The sequence below is a fragment of the Mycobacterium sp. NPDC050551 genome, assembly GCF_040674075.1.
GTDB lineage: Bacteria > Actinomycetota > Actinomycetes > Mycobacteriales > Mycobacteriaceae > Mycobacterium.
Genome location: NZ_JBFARC010000003.1, coordinates 62,552 through 78,051 on the forward strand (window position 1 = coordinate 62,552; position 15,500 = coordinate 78,051).

Here is a 15,500-nt window from a genome sequence, read left to right on the forward strand (position 1 = left end):
TCGGGCGCGCGTCCTCCCCCGACCTCTTAGGATTCTTTTATAGAGTTGGCCGAGTCGTGGAAGCAGCCGGATAGATGAGGACCGCACACAGGTGACTGTGGAGTTGGCGCACCCGTCAACCGAGCCGCTGGCGTCACGGTCCCCGACGACGCCGGCGCATCCGCGATGGTGGTTCCTGTGGACCACTCCCGGCCGCATCCTGACGATCGGAATGGTGCTCTCCGCGCTGGCCATCGCCTGCGCCTTCGCCACGTCGACCAGCATCAACGACCGCCAGCAGGCGCTCACCACGGTGCTCGACCACACCGAGCCGTTGTCGTTCGCCGCGGGCCAGCTCTACACCCGCCTCTCGGTCGCCGACGCCGCCGCGGCCACCGCGTTCATCGCAGGCACCGAACCGCGCGACGTGCGGCAGCGCTACGAACAGGCGATCACCGACGCCGCCGTCGCCCTCACCCGCGCCTCGAGCGGGTTGACCGACGAGCCGCTGGTGCAGCTGCTCGGCCGGATCAACGCGCGACTGGCCGTCTACACCGGGCTCGTCGAGACCGCCCGCACGAACAACCGGGCGGGCAACCCGGTGGGCTCGTCCTACCTGTCCGAGGCGTCGTCGCTGATGCAGACGCAGATCCTGCCCGACGCGCAGCGGCTCTATCAGGAGACCTCGGCGCGGGTGGACGAGGAGACCACGGCGTCGACCCGGATCCCGAACCCGGTGATCCTGGTGGTGCTGGCAACGCTGCTGTTCGGCGCATTCGCCAACCGCTGGCTGGCCCGCCGGACCCGGCGCCGGGTCAACATCGGTTTCGTCGCCGGCGGTCTGGCGGTGCTGATTATGGTGGTGTGGGTGGGAACGGCGCTCGCGATCTCCACCGCGGACAGCCGCAGCGCGAAGGGCGCCGGGGCGGAATCGCTGCGGACCATCACGACCCTGGCCATCACCGCCCAGCAGGCGCGCGCCGACGAGACGCTGGCGCTGATCCGGCGCGGCGACGAGAACGTCCGCAAGCAGTCCTACTACCAGCGCATCGACATGATGCAGCAGGAACTGTCCGACTACCTCGCCCGCGACAACACGATCGACACCACCGATCTGGCCGACGCCGAGAGCCTGCTGACCCGGTGGCGCGCCGCCGACGACCGGATCAACTCCTACATCGCGGTCGGCAACTACCAGGCCGCGACACAGGTGGCGCTCGGCACCGGCGAGGACGATTCCACCCCGGCGTTCGACAAGCTCAACGACGCGTTGAACAAGGGCATCGAGGAGAGCCGCGGCCAGTTGCGCAGCGACATCATGAATGCCCGCCGGGTGCTGTCGGGAGCGACCGCGGGCGCCGCGGTGCTCAGTGTGATCGCGGCGATCGCGGTGGCGCTGGGGCTGTGGCCACGACTCAGTGAGTACCGCTGATGAGGGTCCTGCTCGCTCTGATCGCCGTCGCCGCGATGCTGACCGGGTGCGCACAGGCGACGTCCTCGACGCCCGCGCCGGGAGTGACCCTGGCGCCGCCCACTCCCGCGGGCATGCAGGAACTGCCGCCCGAACCGGTGCGGCTGCCCACGACCGCGGACGACGACTGCAACCGCAGGGCGAGCCTGCGCCCGTTCGGGGACCGCGACGAGGCCGACGCGGCGGTCCGCTACATCCGGGACCGGGGCCGGCTGATCGTGGGACTCGACATCGGCAGCAATCTGTTCTCCTTCCGCGACCCGATCACCGGGGAGATCACCGGCTTCGACGTCGACATCGCCGGCGAGATCGCCCGCGACATCTTCGGCTCGCCCGCGCAGGTCGAGTACCGCATCATGTCCTCGGCCGACCGCATTGCGGCGCTGCAGAACAACCAGGTCGACGTGGTGGTCAAGACGATGACCATCACCTGCGAGCGCAAGAAGCTGGTCAACTTCTCCACCGTCTACCTGACCGCCAACCAGCGGATCCTGGCCCCGCGCAGCTCGGCCATCTCGCAGGCGTCCGACCTGTCGGGCAAGCGGGTGTGTGTGGTCAAGGGCACCACGTCGCTGCGGCGGATCCAGCAGATCAGCCCGTCACCGATCATCGTCTCCGTGGTGACGTGGGCGGACTGCCTGGTGGCGCTGCAGCAACGACAGGTCGACGCCGTCAGCACCGACGACGCGATCCTCGCCGGGCTGGTGGCCCAAGATCCCTACCTGCACATCGTCGGGCCGAGCATGAACGAGGAGCCCTACGGCATCGGCATCAACCTGGAGAACACCGGACTGGTGCGCTTCGTCAACGGCACCTTGGAGCGGGTGCGCCGCGACGGGACATGGAACACGTTGTACCGCAAGTGGTTGACGGTGCTCGGTCCGGCGCCTGCACCCCCGGTGGCAAGGTACGTCGACTGATGCCCGCCGTGGAGGAGGACGAAGGCCCGGGCACCCAGCCCGCGTCGCTCGACGATCTCGACATGGACTCCGTCGCGACGCTGCGGCCGATGGCGACACAGGCGGTGTTCCGCCCGCACTTCGACGACACGGACAGCATCTCGGTGCGCACCGAGGACACCGAAGGCCACGATCATCCGACGACCGTGACGCGCACGCTCTCACCAATCCGGCGGCTCGGCGGTGGATTGGTGGAGATGCCGCGGGTGCCTGCGAAGGATCCGCTCGACGCGCTGATGGTCAACCCGGTGGTGGCGGAGTCGAAGAGGTTCTGCTGGAACTGCGGCCGCCCGGTGGGCAGGTCGTCGAAGGACGGCAAGGCGCGCTCGGAGGGCTCCTGTCCGCACTGCGGTAGCCCGTATTCATTTCTGCCGCAGCTCAACCCCGGCGACATCGTCGCCGAGCAGTACGAGATCAAGGGCTGCATCGCGCACGGCGGGCTGGGCTGGGTGTACCTGGCGTTCGACAAGAACGTGAACGACCGGCCGGTGGTGCTGAAGGGCCTGGTGCACACCGGCGACGCCGAGGCCCAGGCCATCGCGATGGCCGAGCGGCAGTTCCTGGCCGAGGTGACCCATCCCGGCATCGTGAAGATCTACAACTTCGTCGAGCACAACGACAAGCACGGCAACCCGGTCGGCTACATCGTGATGGAGTACGTCGGCGGAACGTCGCTCAAGCAGGCCAAGGGATCGGGTCTTCCGGTGGCGCAGTCGATCGGCTACATGCTCGAGATCCTGCCCGCGCTGGGCTATCTGCATTCGATCGGCCTGACCTACAACGACCTCAAGCCCGAGAACATCATGCTCACCGAGGACCAGTTGAAGCTGATCGACCTCGGTGCGGTGTCGACGATCAACTCGTTCGGATACCTGTACGGCACGCCGGGATACCAGGCGCCGGAGATCGTGCGCACCGGTCCGACGGTGCAGACCGACATCTACACCGTCGGGCGGACGCTCGCGGCGCTGACGCTGGACCTGCGTACCCGCAAGGGCCGCTACGTCGACGGTCTGCCCGACGACGATCCCATTCTCGTGCAATACGATTCGTTCGGCCGGCTGCTGCGGAGGGCGATCGACCCGGACCCGCGCCGCCGGTTCGGATCGTCCGAGGAGATGTCGGCGCAGCTTCTCGGCGTGCTGCGCGAGGTGGTGGCGCTCGACACGGGCTCGCCGAGACCCGGCCTGTCGACGGTGTTCTCGCCGACGCGCTCGACGTTCGGGATCGACCTGCTGGTGGCGCACACCGACGTCTATGTCGACGGTCAGGTGCATTCGGAGAAGCTCACCGCACAGGAGATCGTCAAGGCGCTGCCGGTGCCACTGGTCGACCCTGCCGACGTCGGGGCGGCGGTGCTGTCGGCGAGCGTGCTCAGCCAGCCGGTGCAGACGCTCGATCAACTCCGCGCGGCGCGGCACGGCGCGCTGGACTCGGAGGGCATCGACCTCGCCGAATCGGTTGAGCTTCCGCTGATGGAGGCGCGCGCACTGCTCGACCTGGGTGACGTCGCGAAGGCCAACCGCAAGCTCGACGACCTCGCCGAGCGGGTGGGCTGGCGATGGCGGCTGGTGTGGTTCAGGGCGGTCGCCGAACTGCTGTCGGCCGACTACGAGTCGGCCATGAAGCACTTCACCGAGGTGCTGGACACCCAGCCCGGTGAGCTGGCGCCGAAACTGGCACTGGCGGCGACGGCCGAACTCGCGGGCGGCGCCGAGGAGCAGCGGTTCTACGACACGGTGTGGGGCACCGACAACGGGGTCATCTCGGCCGGGTTCGGGCTGGCGCGTGCGAATTCGGTTGCGGGTAACCGCGATGCGGCCGTCCGGACGTTGGACGAGGTGCCCGCAACCTCGCGGCATTTCACCACCGCCCGGCTGACGAGCGCGGTGACACTGTTGTCCGGACGGTCAGCGGCCGAGATCACCGAACAGCAGATCCGCGATGCCGCGCGGCGCGTGGAGGCGCTGCCCGACACCGAGCCACGGGTGCTGCAGATCCGGGCGCTGGTGCTGGGCACCGCCATGGACTGGCTGGCCGACAACACCGCGAGCACCAACCACATCCTCGGTTTCCCGTTCACCGAGCACGGCCTGCAGCTGGGTGTGGAGGCGTCGCTGCGCAGTCTCGCCAGGGTGGCCCCCACCCAGGCGCACCGCTACGCGCTGGTGGACCTGGCGAACAGCGTCCGGCCGATGAGCACCTTCTGACCCCACCGCAGGGCCGCCGGCATCATGCCGGGGTATGAGTCCGCGCCCGTCCAGGGTCGGATTACAAGATCGAACTGCGGGGCGATGCGTGCGGCACCCCGCGGTTCATAGCGTTGCATCATGACAACGGCAGACCTGGGCGCACGCCCACCGATCGGTTCCCTTGCCGGATTCCATGCCGGCACCACACCAGTGACGCGCTCGCGGCCTCACCGGAAGCCGTTCGCGGCCATCGCCGGTGCGCTCGCGCACTACCTGTCCGGCCTGACTGCACAGCCGAAGCAGCAGCGGCCGGCGCGACGGGAGAGCTTCATGGAGCAAGCGGCCATGTCGCGCGAGATGCACCGGCTCTGAAGGCCTGACGTCTCGGCGCAGCACCGCCGCTATCCGTCGACGACCTGGACGCACGCCCGCGCGATCGCCAACTCCTCGTTGGTCGGCACGACGAGCACCGTGGTGGGCGACGTGTCGGCGGAGATGCGGCGCGCGGCCTTTGCCGGGCTCGCGTTGAGATGCTCGTCGAGTTCCACCCCCAGCGGCGCCAGCCCGGAGAGGGCGTCGCGCCGGACGGCGGCATCGTTCTCGCCGACACCGGCGGTGAAGCTGATGACGTCGGTGGTGCCCAGCAGTGCCAGGTAGGCGCCGATGTACTTGCGCAAGCGGTGGATGTAGACGTCGTAGGCCAATTGCGCCTGCTCGTCGCCGGATTCGATGCGCTCGTGCAGCACCCGGAAGTCCACCTCGCCACCGAGACCGCGCACGCCGGCGCGCTTGTTGAGCATGGTCTCGATGTCCTCGACGCTCATGCCTGCGGTCCGCCACAGGTACATGACGACGCCTGGATCGATGTCCCCGGACCGGGTGCCCATCACCAGCCCTTCCATCGGCGTCAATCCCATGGACGTGTCCACCGGGCGCCCGCCGACGATCGCCGACGCCGATGCGCCGTTGCCCAGGTGGAGCACGATCTGGTTGAGCGAAGCGAGCGGCGTTCCGAGGTAGGCGGCCGCCTGCTCACTCACGTACTGATGTGACGTGCCGTGGAAGCCGTAGCGCCGGATGTGCCACTGCTCGGCGATCTCCCGGTCTATCGCATAGGTCGCCGCCGCAGGCGGCAGGTCGTGGAAGAACGCGGTGTCGAACACCGCGACGTGCGGCAGGTCGGGCAACGCCTTGCGGGCGACGTTGATGCCGAGCACCGCGGGCGGGTTGTGCAGCGGCGCAAGCGGTGCCAGCTCCTCGAGCTCGGCGACCAGTCCGTCGTCGATGAGGGTGGGCCGGTAGAGGTCAGGGCCGCCGTGCACCACGCGGTGCCCGACCGCGATCAGCCCCATCGACCCGAGTTGCGCACCGGCCTCGTCGAACAGCTCGAACGCGGTGCGCAGCGCGGCGTCGTGGTCGGCCACCGGATCCTCGCGGCTGACCTCGCGCTCGCCGACGGTCAGGCTCGCCGACGACGACTCCTCACCGATCCGCTCGACGATGCCGTCGGCCAGTGAGGCTCCGGAATCAGGCTGTATCAGCTGGAATTTCACCGAGGACGAGCCGGAGTTCAGCACCAGGACGGTGCGCTCGGCGCTCACTTGCCCTGCGCCTGGATCGCCGTGATGGCCACGGTGTTGACGATGTCCTCCACGAGCGCCCCCCTGGACAGATCGTTGACCGGTTTCTTCAGGCCCTGCAGCACCGGGCCGATGGCGATCGCGCCTGCGCTGCGCTGCACCGCCTTGTAGGTGTTGTTGCCGGTGTTGAGGTCCGGGAAGATCAGCACCGTCGCCCGGCCGGCGACCGGCGAGTCGGGCATCTTCGTCTCGGCCACCGACGGTTCGACGGCGGCGTCGTACTGGATCGGACCGTCGACCAGCAGGTCCGGCTCGCGTTGCCGCACCAATTCGGTTGCCGCGCGGACCTTGTCGACATCGGCGCCGGTGCCCGACGTGCCCGTGGAGTAGGACAGCATGGCCACCCGCGGGTCGATCCCGAACTGCGCGGCGGTGCGCGCCGAGGAGATCGCGATGTCGGCGAGCTGCTCGGACGTCGGGTCCGGCACGATCGCGCAGTCGCCGTAGGCGAGCACCCGGTCGGCGAGGCACATCAGGAAGATGCTGGACACGGTGGACACGTCGGGCAGCGTCTTGATGATCTCGAACGACGGACGCACGGTGTGTGCGGTGGTGTGCCGGGCACCCGACACCATGCCGTCGACCATGTCGTTGTGCACCAGCATGGTGCCGAAGTAGGAGACGTCGTGGATCGTCTCGCGGGCCTGCTCGACCGTGACGCCCTTGTGTTTGCGCAGTTCGGCGTACTGCTCGGCGAACCGGTCACAGAGGTCGCTGGTCTGCGGGTCGAGCACCGTGGCCGCCGACAGGTCGACACCCAGTTCCGCTGCGCGCGATCGCACCTGGGTCTCCTCGCCGAGGATCGTCAGGTCGGCGACCCCGCGCTGCAGCAGTCGCCCGGCGGCCTTGAGGATGCGATCGTCGTCGCCCTCTGGCAGCACGATGTGCCTGCGGTCCGAACGTGCCTGGTCGAGCAGCTGGTAGGTGAACATCTGCGGCGTCGTCACCGTCGGCACCGAGATCGACAGCTGCGCAATCAGATCGGCGGTGTCGACGTGGCTGTCCATCAGCGTCAGCGCGGTGTCGATCTTGCGCTGCGAGGAGGCGGTGACCCGGCCGCGGGTGGCGGCGACCCGGCTGGCCGTCTCGAACGTACCGTACGGGGTGGCGATGATCGGCAGCCGCAACCCGAGCCCGGACACCAGGTCGGAGATCGACGGGTGCAGCTCCAGCCCGCCGTTGAGGATGATGCCCGACAGCGACGGGAAGCCCTCGGCGGCATGGGCGCTGACCACGGCGAGCACCACGTCGGAGCGGTCGCCCGGCGTGACCACGGCGACGCCTTCGGTGAGCCGCTCGAGCACGTGTTCGGCGGTCATGCCCGCCACGAGCACGTCCATCGCCTCGCGGTGCAGCAGGGCCTCGTCGCCGAGGATCAGCGTGCCGTCGACGGCGACCTGCAGTTCGGCCACCGACGGCGCGACCAGCAGCGGCTCCTCGGGCAGCACGTACGCAGGCGGTCCGACGCTGCGCAGCGCATCGGCGACCGCCGTCAACTGGTCGGGGTCGCAGCGGTTGGCCACCACCGCGGCGGTCAGTGCGTGCTGGCCGGCGATCTCGTCGAGGCAGACCTCGACCACCTGTGCCACCTGGGCGGGACTGCGGTCCCTGGCTTTGACCGCGAGCACCACCGGGGCGCCGAGGTTCGCCGCGATCCGCGCGTTGACACTGAGCTCGCTGGGGGCGGCCACGTCGGTGTAGTCGCTGCCGACCACGAGCACCGCGTCGCACTGGTCGGCCACCCGGTGGTAGCGGTCGACGATCTCGCCGATCGCGGCATCGGGGTCCTCGTGCAGCTGCTGATAGCTCACCCCGACACAGTCCTCGTAGGACAGCCCTGCGGTGGTGTGCGCCAGCAGCAGTTCCAGGATGTAGTCGCGCTCCGACTCGTCTGAAATGCGGGCGATCGGCCGGAACACACCCACCTTGGCGACGGTCGCCGCCAGGCGGTGCAGGATGCCGAGCGCGATGGTCGACTTCCCGGTGTCGCCTTCCGGGGATGCGACGTAGATGGCGGACACTCGGGGTTCTCGGGCCTCGGGCACGAGTCAAAGCCTACGGATCGAGCGGGAGCTCCACACCCACCAGCAGGCCGAGGTGGTCCGAGCCCGGGAGGCCGACGGTGCGGGCCGACGCGGCGATGCAGTTGCGCACCAGCACATGGTCGATGCCGAGCACCGGCGGGAGGCGGCGCTGGCCGGGGAACGTGCGGCCCAGACCGGCGCCGGCCTGTTCGGTCGCGGTGCGGTAGCCCTCGTCGAGCAGGCGGCGGAACGGCGCCATGTCCATCGTCGCGTTCAGGTCGCCCGCCACGATGACCGCGCCCGGCCCGGCCTGGCTGCCGAGACCACGCAGCGTCGTCGGCAGCCGGGCAAGATCACGCCGCCAGTCCTCGATCGGCATCGGCCACGGCGCGGGCAGGTGGATCGCCACCACGGTCGGGTCGGTGACCACCCCTGGCACCGTGATGCGCACCCGCAGCGTCGACAGCGTGAAGTCCTCGACGAAGCCGGAGTCGGTGATCGGGTGGCGGCTCCACACGCCGATGCCGCCCGCCATCGGATGCGGGTCGAGCATGCGGTGCGGGAAGGCGCGGTCCAGACCGGCCCGCGACAGCCCGGTCGCCGCCTCCTGCGTCATCTCCTCGACGACCAGCACATCGGCGGACGCGTCTGCCGCTGACGCGAGGGCACGCGGATCCGCCCGTCCCATGCCCAGATTGGCCGTCAGCACGCGCAGCTGAGTGGACGGTTCGGCGGCGCGTTCGGGGCCGAGGTAGCGGGGCAGCATGACGACCAGCAACGCCACCGAGAGCAGTGCCGCCAGGCCTGCGAACACCCAACGCCTGCCGATGCCCAGCAGCACCACGGCGACGGGCGCGGCGAGCATCAGGTACGGCGCCGCCGACGCGACGATGAGCACGGCGTGCCCGTCGATCGGCACGTACCGGCCCGCCAGGCCGAGCGCCGCCGTGCCCAGGGCCAGCACGCCGAGGACGGTCAGGAGCATCCGCATCCGCGGCGCGGCGGATCAGCCCAGCCGGCGCAGGCGTGGCTCGAGATCGCGCTGGAACAGCTCCAGGAAGCGCCTCTGGTCGTGCCCTGGCGCGTGGAACACCAGGTGGTTGAGCCCCCAGTCCACGTAGTCCTTGACCTTCTCGACGGCCTCGTCGGGATCCGAGGCGACGATCCAGCGCTTGGCGACCTGCTCGATCGGCAGCTCGTCGGCGGCCTTCTCCATCTCGATCGGGTCGTCGATGCTGTGCTTCTGCTCCGCGGTCAGCGACAGCGGCGCCCAGAAGCGGGTGTTCTCCAGCGCGAGTTCGGGATCGGTGTCGTAGGAGATCTTGATCTCGATCATCCGGTCGATGTCGTCGGAGTCACGTTCGGCCTTCTCCGCCCCCTCCTTGACCGCGGGGATGAGCTTGTCCTTATACAGCTCCTCGCCCTTGCCCGAGGTGCAGATGAAGCCGTCGCCCGCGCGGCCGGCGTACTTGGCCACCACCGGGCCGCCGGCGGCGATGTACACGGGCACCCCGCCCTCGGGCACGTCGTAGATCGAGGCGCCCTTGGTGCGGTAGTACTCGCCGTCGAAGTCGACGCGGTCACCGAGCCACAGCTCGCGCATCAACTTCACCGACTCGCGCAGCCGCGCGAAACGTTCCTTGAACTCCGGCCACTCGCCCTCGTAGCCGGTGGCGATCTCGTTGAGTGCCTCACCGGTGCCGACACCGAGGAAGATGCGGTCCGGGTACAGGCACGCCATCGTCGCGAACGCCTGCGCGATCACCGCCGGGTTGTAGCGGAACGTCGGCGTCAGCACCGAGGTACCCAGTTGCAGTGTCTTGGTGCGCTCACCGACGGCGGTCATCCACGCCAGGGAGAACGGCGCGTGGCCGCCCTCGTGCCGCCACGGCTGGAAGTGGTCGCTGACCGTGGCGCTGTCCATGCCGTGCGCCTCGGCAGCCACCGCCAGTTCGACGAGCTCGCGCGGCGCGAACTGCTCCGCCGACGCCTTGTAGCCCAGTTTCAGTCCATGTTTGGTTTCAGCCACGCGTTCGTTTCTACTCTCTTGCCTACACTCGCGGCATGGCGGCGGCTCTGACGCAGATCACCGAGCACGTGCACTTCGCCCACACCGAGCTGGTGAACTGGACACTGGTGACCGGTTCGGGCGGTGTGCTGGTGATCGACGCCGGCTTCCCGGGGCAGCGCGACGAGGTGCTGCAGTCGGTGCGCGACGTCGGATTCGGCGACGACGACATCCGGGCGTTCCTGCTGACCCACGCCCACGTCGACCACTTCGGATCGGCCATCGGGCTGGCGAAAGACCTTGGCATCCCGGTGTTCTGCCATGCCGACGAGGTGGGCCACGCCAGGCGGGACTACCTCGAACAGGTCGCGCCGGTCGACGTCGCGCGGCACATCTGGCAGCCGCGGTGGCTGGCCTGGACGGTGGCGATCACCCGGAAAGGCGGCATGGTGCACGACGGCATCCCGACCGCCCAGGCCCTGACAGACGACGTCGCCGCGGGACTACCCGGTGCGCCGCGGGCCGTCCCTACACCGGGCCACACCGGCGGTCACTGTTCCTTCGTGGTGGACGGCGTGCTCGTCAGCGGCGACGCGCTGGTGACCGGCCACCCGCTGCTCCGCCACGACCGGCCCCAGTTGCTGCCCGATGTGTTCAATCACGACCAGGACGGCTGTGTGCGCAGCCTGGCCGCGCTGGGCCTGCTCGACACCGAGGTGCTGCTGCCCGGCCACGGCCCGGTGTGGCGCGGCCCGATCAGCGACCTGGTCGAGCAGGCCCGCCCGTCCCGTTGACTCTGCGCTCAGGGCGCCAGCAGTACGTAGCCGAGCAGGAACAGCGCCGTCAGGCAGATCCCGCATGCCACGACGATCACCGGCATCAGGATCATCTGATCGAGTTCCTCGGGCTCGAGCGCGTCGCCGTGCACCGGGCCGAAGAACAGCCGACCGAAGCGGGTGGTCCGCAACCGCCGCAGCATCCGGCCGAGCGCGCTGCGATCGGCCCGACGGCCGACGAACGACCGCAGCAGGAGACCGCCGACCAGCAGGAACATCGCCGCCGCCAGCATCAGCCATCCCACGGCCGCCTGAGACACCCTTGACCACCCCCACGGGTCTCGCGTGCCGTACAGCCTATCCGCCGGCAGGCAGCCCCAGGTGCTCGCGCAGTGTGTGTCCGCTGTACTCCGTCCGGAACGCCCCACGCTCCTGCAGCAGCGGCACCACCCGGTCGACGAACTCGTCGAGCCCGTGCGGCGTCAGATGGGGCACCAGGATGAACCCGTCGCACGCGTCGGACTGCACGTGCAGATCGATCTCGTCGGCCACCTCGGCCGGTGTCCCGACGAACTGCTGCCGGTTGGTGACGGCAATGACCAGTTCGCGGATGGAGAGCTTCTCGGCCTCGGCGCGCTCACGCCAGGCGGCCGCCATCGCCTTCGGGTCCGCATGCCGCACCCGGCCCTGGGTCAATGTGGGGTCGTCAGCGGGTTCCACGTCGGGCAGCGGGCCGTCGGGGTCGTGATCCGACAGGTCGCGCTGCCACACCTGCTCGAGCATGGCGATCGCCGTCGGCCCGCTGACCTGTTGCAGGCGGATGTGGCGCGCCCGCTCGGCGGCTTCGGCGGCCGTGTCGCCCAGCACGAAGGTGGCGGCCGGGAAGACCTTCAGCCGGTCGGGGTCCCGGCCCGCGGCGACCGCCCGTGCCTTGACGTCGGCGTAGTAGCGCTGCCCCGGTTCCAGTGCGGAGTGCAGGGTGAACAGCGCGTCGGCGTGCTGCGCACCGAATTCACGGCCGTCGGCGGAATCGCCGGCCTGCAGGAGCAGCGGCTCCCCCTGCGGGCCCGCGGGCAGCGTCGCGACACCTCGCACGTCGAACTGCGTTCCGCGGTAGCTGACGTCGCGTATCGCTGCCGGGTCGACGTAGACGCCGGTGTCCCGGTCGGCGATCACCGCGCCGGGCGCCCAGCTCCGCCAGAATTCGCGGGCCACCGAGATGAACTCGGCGGCGCGGCGGTAACGGTCGGCATGGTCGAGATAGCCGCCGCGACGGAAGTTCTCGCCGGTGAACGCATCCGATGACGTCACCATGTTCCAGCCGGCCCGGCCGTCGGAGAGGTGATCGAGCGACGCGAATTGCCGTGCCACCTCGAAGGGTTCGTTGAAGGTGGTGTTGATGGTGCCGACCAGGCCGAGGTGTTCGGTGACACCGGCGAGCGCCGCCAGCACGGTGAAGGTGTCCGGCCTGCCGAGCACGTCGAGGTCGTGGATGAGGCCGCGGTGTTCGCGCAGGCGCAGCCCCTCGGCCAGGAAGAAGAAGTCGAACTTCCCGCGTTCGGCGGTGCGGGCCAGGTGCACGAACGAGTCGAACTCGATCTGGCTGCCCGAGTCGGGATCGGTCCACACCGTGGTGTTGTTGACCCCCGGGAAGTGCGCGGCCAGATGAATGGGCTTGCGGTGCTTGCCGTTACGGACGTTCATCCGCTCAGTCCCCAGCGCTTGGCGAGCAACTCGTGAGAGCGCAGCCGGTCGTCGTGGCGGTGGGTGACCGATGTGATCACCAGCTCGTCGGCGGCGGTGACCCGCTGCAGCGCCGCCAGCCGGTCGGCCACCTCGTCGGCGTCGCCGACGAACTGCGTGGCGATCCGGTCGGCGACCACGGCGCGCTGCTCGTCGGTGAGCGGTGTGCACCGCGCGGAATCGGGGTACGGCACGGCGCCGTCGCCTGCGCGGATCGAGTAGACCCAGTGCCCGTAGCCGGCCGCCAGCCGGTGCGCGGTCTCGGAGTCGTCGGCGACCAGCACGTCCGCCGACACCACCACGTAGGGTTCGGCCAGCCACGCTGACGGGGTGAACGCGTCGCGGTAGGCGTCGACCGCCTCCAGCGCCGTCGCGGGCGTGATGTGGTAGCTGGCCACGAACGGCAGTCCGCGCGCGCCTGCCACCTGGGCACTCTCGCCCTTGCTGCTGCCGAACACCCATGGCGTCAAGCCCGCACCCTCACCGGGGATCGCGTGGGCCTCGACGTCGCCGACGCGGTAGCTGCCCGCGAGCATCGCCAGGATGTCGTCGACCTGCTCGGCGAAGTCGGGGGACTCCGCGCCCGGTTGCTGCAACGCCGCCATCCGGGCGGTGAAGCGCGGCTTGGTCAGCAGCGCTCGCGTGTCGAACGGCGGGGGCACCACCACCCCGTCGACGTCGAGCCAGCCGCGGCGCGGGGCGGGCTTGTCCGCCGCAGGCTGCTTGCCCGCATCGCGGCGGCGCTGACCCGAGCGGCCCAGCCCGAGATCGATGCGGCCGGGGTGGAAGGCGTCGAGCGTGCCGAAGCTCTCCGCCACCGCGATCGCGGTGGTCTGGCCCACCTGGACGGCTGCCGAACCGACCCGGATCCGGTCGGTGGCCGCGGCGATCTGGCCGATCAGCACGGCGGGCGACGAGCTGGCCACCGCCACGAAGTGGTGCTCGGCGACCCAGAACCGCCGGAAGCCCCACTGCTCGGCGTGCCGGGCCAGGTCGACGGTGTTGCGCAGCGCGGTCGCCGCGTCGCCGCCCTCGGGGATCGGCGACAGGTCGAGCACGGACAGTGGGACGGTCATGATGCCCGCACCGCGGCGTATCGGTTGTCGGCCACCGGCAGCGCGAGCCGCCGGCGCAGCGTCTCGTCGGCATAGCCGGTGCGGAAGCGGCCCGCCCGCTGCAGGCGGGGCACCACCTCGTCGACGATGCCGGGCAGGTCGGTGGCGTGCACCGCCGGGCGCAGCCGGACGCCGTCGAGCCCGAGGTCGTGCCAGGCCAGCAGCAGGTCCGTCAGCTCATCCGCGCTGCCGCCGAAAATGGCTGCGTCGGAACGGAAGTCGGTCTCGCCGGTGAGCGATACGACGAGGTCGGCGTACACTTTGAGGTCGGTTCCGCCCGCGGCCGTGACCTCGTCGAGCAGAGCGGGCACCACTGCCTCGTCGGCGGGTGTGACGAACACCAGATCGGCACTGCGCGACGCGAATTCATAGACCCGCGGCGCATGGGCCAACACCGCGACCACGGGTTGCCCCTGCGGTGGTCGCGGCGTGATCGACGGGCCCTTCACCGAGAAGTGCGGACCGGTGAAGTCGATGTAGTGCAGCTTGTCCCGGTCGACGAAGCGGCCGGACGCGACGTCACGGATGACGGCGTCGTCCTCCCACGAGTCCCACAGCCTGCGGACCACTTCCACCGCATCGGCGGCCTCGTCGAACAGTCCGTCGACGAACCCGGGGTCATCGGCGCCGGCCCAGGACCGCCTGCCGAACAGCGCCGCCTCGTGCGCGGTGACGCTGACCCGCGGCTGCCATCCGGCCCTGCCGTGCGAGACGAAGTCGAGGGTGGCGATGGCCTTGGAGACGTGGAACGGCTCGGTGTGGGTGACCGTCGCGACGGGGATCAGGCCGATGTGGTGGGTGGCCGCGGCGATGCGCGCGGCCACCAGCACGGCGTCGGCGCGGCCGGCGTGCCGGTGCGGGTCGATGCGCTGCCCTCGCCCCGGCTGGGGCATCAGGGAGTCGTCGACGGTGAGGAAGTCGAGCAGACCGCGCTCGGCGGTGGCGGCCAGTCCGGCCCAGTACCGGCCGCTGAGCACCGACGGCAGGTCCGGCGTGTGCCGCCAGGCCTGCGGATTCCAGCCGTAGCCGTCCAGCGCGACCCCGAGGTGCAGATGATCGGTCATGGCAGTGCTTTCTCGAACGCGACGGGATAGACCTCGCCCTCGGCGGGGAGCGGCTCGGCCAGCCGGGTGTAGCCGGCCGCGAGGTACAGCGCCTCCGCCTCGGGCTGCCGGTCACCGGTGGTGAGGTACACCCGGCGATAGCCCGCGGCGGTGATCTGGGACTCGAGGGCCGCCAGCAGGGCCCGGGCGTGACCGCGTCTGCGGTGGCCGCTGTCGGTCCAGATCCGCTTGAGTTCGGCGGTGGGCATCCCGTCCACCACACCGAAGCGGCGGAAGGCTCCGCCGGTCACCGGGACCCCGTCAGCCAGCCCGACCAGCATGGCGCCGTCAGGCGGTGTGAACTCCGCGGCCGGGTAGGACCGCAGCCAGCGGGCCACTGCGTCGGGCGTGCCGCCATAGCGTTCGGCGTACTCCGTCGCGAGCTCCGCGAGCAGCGGCACGGCCAGCGGATCGTCCTGGCCCACGGCCACGAAACGCAGTGGCGGCACTGTCGGCACGGTCATCACCTCACTGTCCAACGCGCGGCGGC

Annotated in this window: 14 protein-coding genes; 5 read left to right on the forward strand and 9 right to left on the reverse strand. The window is 70.0% G+C overall.

Annotated elements, in window-relative coordinates; all coding sequences use genetic code 11:
* Nucleotides 1–91 precede the first annotated feature (91 nt).
* The 4 genes from glnX to AB0K11_RS12845 all read left to right on the forward strand — a co-directional run bounded on the left by glnX (nucleotide 92) and on the right by AB0K11_RS12845 (nucleotide 4,973).
* Nucleotides 92–1,411, forward strand: coding sequence for a protein kinase G-activating protein GlnX (gene glnX / locus AB0K11_RS12830; protein WP_364976952.1), 1,320 nt, complete (start codon nucleotides 92–94; stop codon nucleotides 1,409–1,411).
* Nucleotides 1,411–2,370 (forward strand): glutamate ABC transporter substrate-binding protein, encoded by a 960-nt coding sequence (locus AB0K11_RS12835; protein ID WP_364976954.1) that lies wholly within the window; start codon nucleotides 1,411–1,413, stop codon nucleotides 2,368–2,370. The genes glnX and AB0K11_RS12835 overlap by 1 nt, the downstream gene beginning before the upstream one ends.
* Entirely contained in the window at nucleotides 2,370–4,619 is a 2,250-nt protein-coding gene (locus AB0K11_RS12840; RefSeq protein WP_364976956.1) for a serine/threonine-protein kinase PknG, read from the forward strand. The genes AB0K11_RS12835 and AB0K11_RS12840 overlap by 1 nt, the downstream gene beginning before the upstream one ends.
* Nucleotides 4,620–4,739: 120 nt before the next feature.
* Entirely contained in the window at nucleotides 4,740–4,973 is a 234-nt protein-coding gene (locus tag AB0K11_RS12845) for a hypothetical protein (RefSeq protein ID WP_364976958.1), read from the forward strand.
* A gap of 29 nt (nucleotides 4,974–5,002) precedes the next feature.
* Here the strand turns inward: AB0K11_RS12845 and AB0K11_RS12850 are convergent, their stop codons facing one another.
* From AB0K11_RS12850 to fgd, 4 genes are read right to left on the reverse strand one after another with little or no spacing between them, the layout of a single operon-like run.
* Nucleotides 5,003–6,202 carry an acetate kinase gene (locus AB0K11_RS12850; protein ID WP_364976960.1) on the reverse strand — a complete coding sequence of 400 codons (1,200 nt, stop codon included), beginning with the start codon at nucleotides 6,200–6,202 and terminating at the stop codon, nucleotides 5,003–5,005.
* On the reverse strand, nucleotides 6,199–8,262 hold the full coding sequence (gene pta, locus AB0K11_RS12855; RefSeq protein ID WP_364978394.1) for a phosphate acetyltransferase: 2,064 nt from the start codon (nucleotides 8,260–8,262) through the stop codon (nucleotides 6,199–6,201). Before pta ends, AB0K11_RS12850 begins: the two co-directional genes overlap by 4 nt.
* Before the next feature lie 34 nt (nucleotides 8,263–8,296).
* On the reverse strand, nucleotides 8,297–9,250 hold the full coding sequence (locus AB0K11_RS12860) for an endonuclease/exonuclease/phosphatase family protein (RefSeq protein ID WP_364976962.1): 954 nt from the start codon (nucleotides 9,248–9,250) through the stop codon (nucleotides 8,297–8,299).
* 21 nt (nucleotides 9,251–9,271) lie between these two features.
* Entirely contained in the window at nucleotides 9,272–10,273 is a 1,002-nt protein-coding gene (gene fgd, locus AB0K11_RS12865) for a glucose-6-phosphate dehydrogenase (coenzyme-F420) (RefSeq protein ID WP_364978397.1), read from the reverse strand.
* 56 nt (nucleotides 10,274–10,329) lie between these two features.
* On the opposite strand from fgd, the gene AB0K11_RS12870 reads away from it, so the two are divergent.
* Nucleotides 10,330–11,067: an MBL fold metallo-hydrolase gene (locus tag AB0K11_RS12870; RefSeq protein WP_364976964.1), complete on the forward strand. Its 738-nt coding sequence runs from the start codon at nucleotides 10,330–10,332 to the stop codon at nucleotides 11,065–11,067.
* A gap of 8 nt (nucleotides 11,068–11,075) precedes the next feature.
* Here AB0K11_RS12870 and AB0K11_RS12875 read toward each other — a convergent pair whose 3' ends face one another.
* From AB0K11_RS12875 to AB0K11_RS12895, 5 genes are read right to left on the reverse strand one after another with little or no spacing between them, the layout of a single operon-like run.
* Nucleotides 11,076–11,369 carry a hypothetical protein gene (locus AB0K11_RS12875; protein WP_364976966.1) on the reverse strand — a complete coding sequence of 98 codons (294 nt, stop codon included), beginning with the start codon at nucleotides 11,367–11,369 and terminating at the stop codon, nucleotides 11,076–11,078.
* A gap of 37 nt (nucleotides 11,370–11,406) precedes the next feature.
* Nucleotides 11,407–12,753 carry an NtaA/DmoA family FMN-dependent monooxygenase gene (locus AB0K11_RS12880; RefSeq protein ID WP_364976968.1) on the reverse strand — a complete coding sequence of 449 codons (1,347 nt, stop codon included), beginning with the start codon at nucleotides 12,751–12,753 and terminating at the stop codon, nucleotides 11,407–11,409.
* Entirely contained in the window at nucleotides 12,750–13,868 is a 1,119-nt protein-coding gene (locus AB0K11_RS12885; protein ID WP_364976970.1) for an LLM class flavin-dependent oxidoreductase, read from the reverse strand. The genes AB0K11_RS12880 and AB0K11_RS12885 overlap by 4 nt, the downstream gene beginning before the upstream one ends.
* Nucleotides 13,865–14,971 (reverse strand): LLM class flavin-dependent oxidoreductase, encoded by a 1,107-nt coding sequence (locus tag AB0K11_RS12890; protein WP_364976972.1) that lies wholly within the window; start codon nucleotides 14,969–14,971, stop codon nucleotides 13,865–13,867. Before AB0K11_RS12890 ends, AB0K11_RS12885 begins: the two co-directional genes overlap by 4 nt.
* Nucleotides 14,968–15,474, reverse strand: coding sequence for a GNAT family N-acetyltransferase (locus AB0K11_RS12895; RefSeq protein WP_364976974.1), 507 nt, complete (start codon nucleotides 15,472–15,474; stop codon nucleotides 14,968–14,970). The genes AB0K11_RS12890 and AB0K11_RS12895 overlap by 4 nt, the downstream gene beginning before the upstream one ends.
* Between the last annotated feature and the right edge of the window lie 26 nt (nucleotides 15,475–15,500).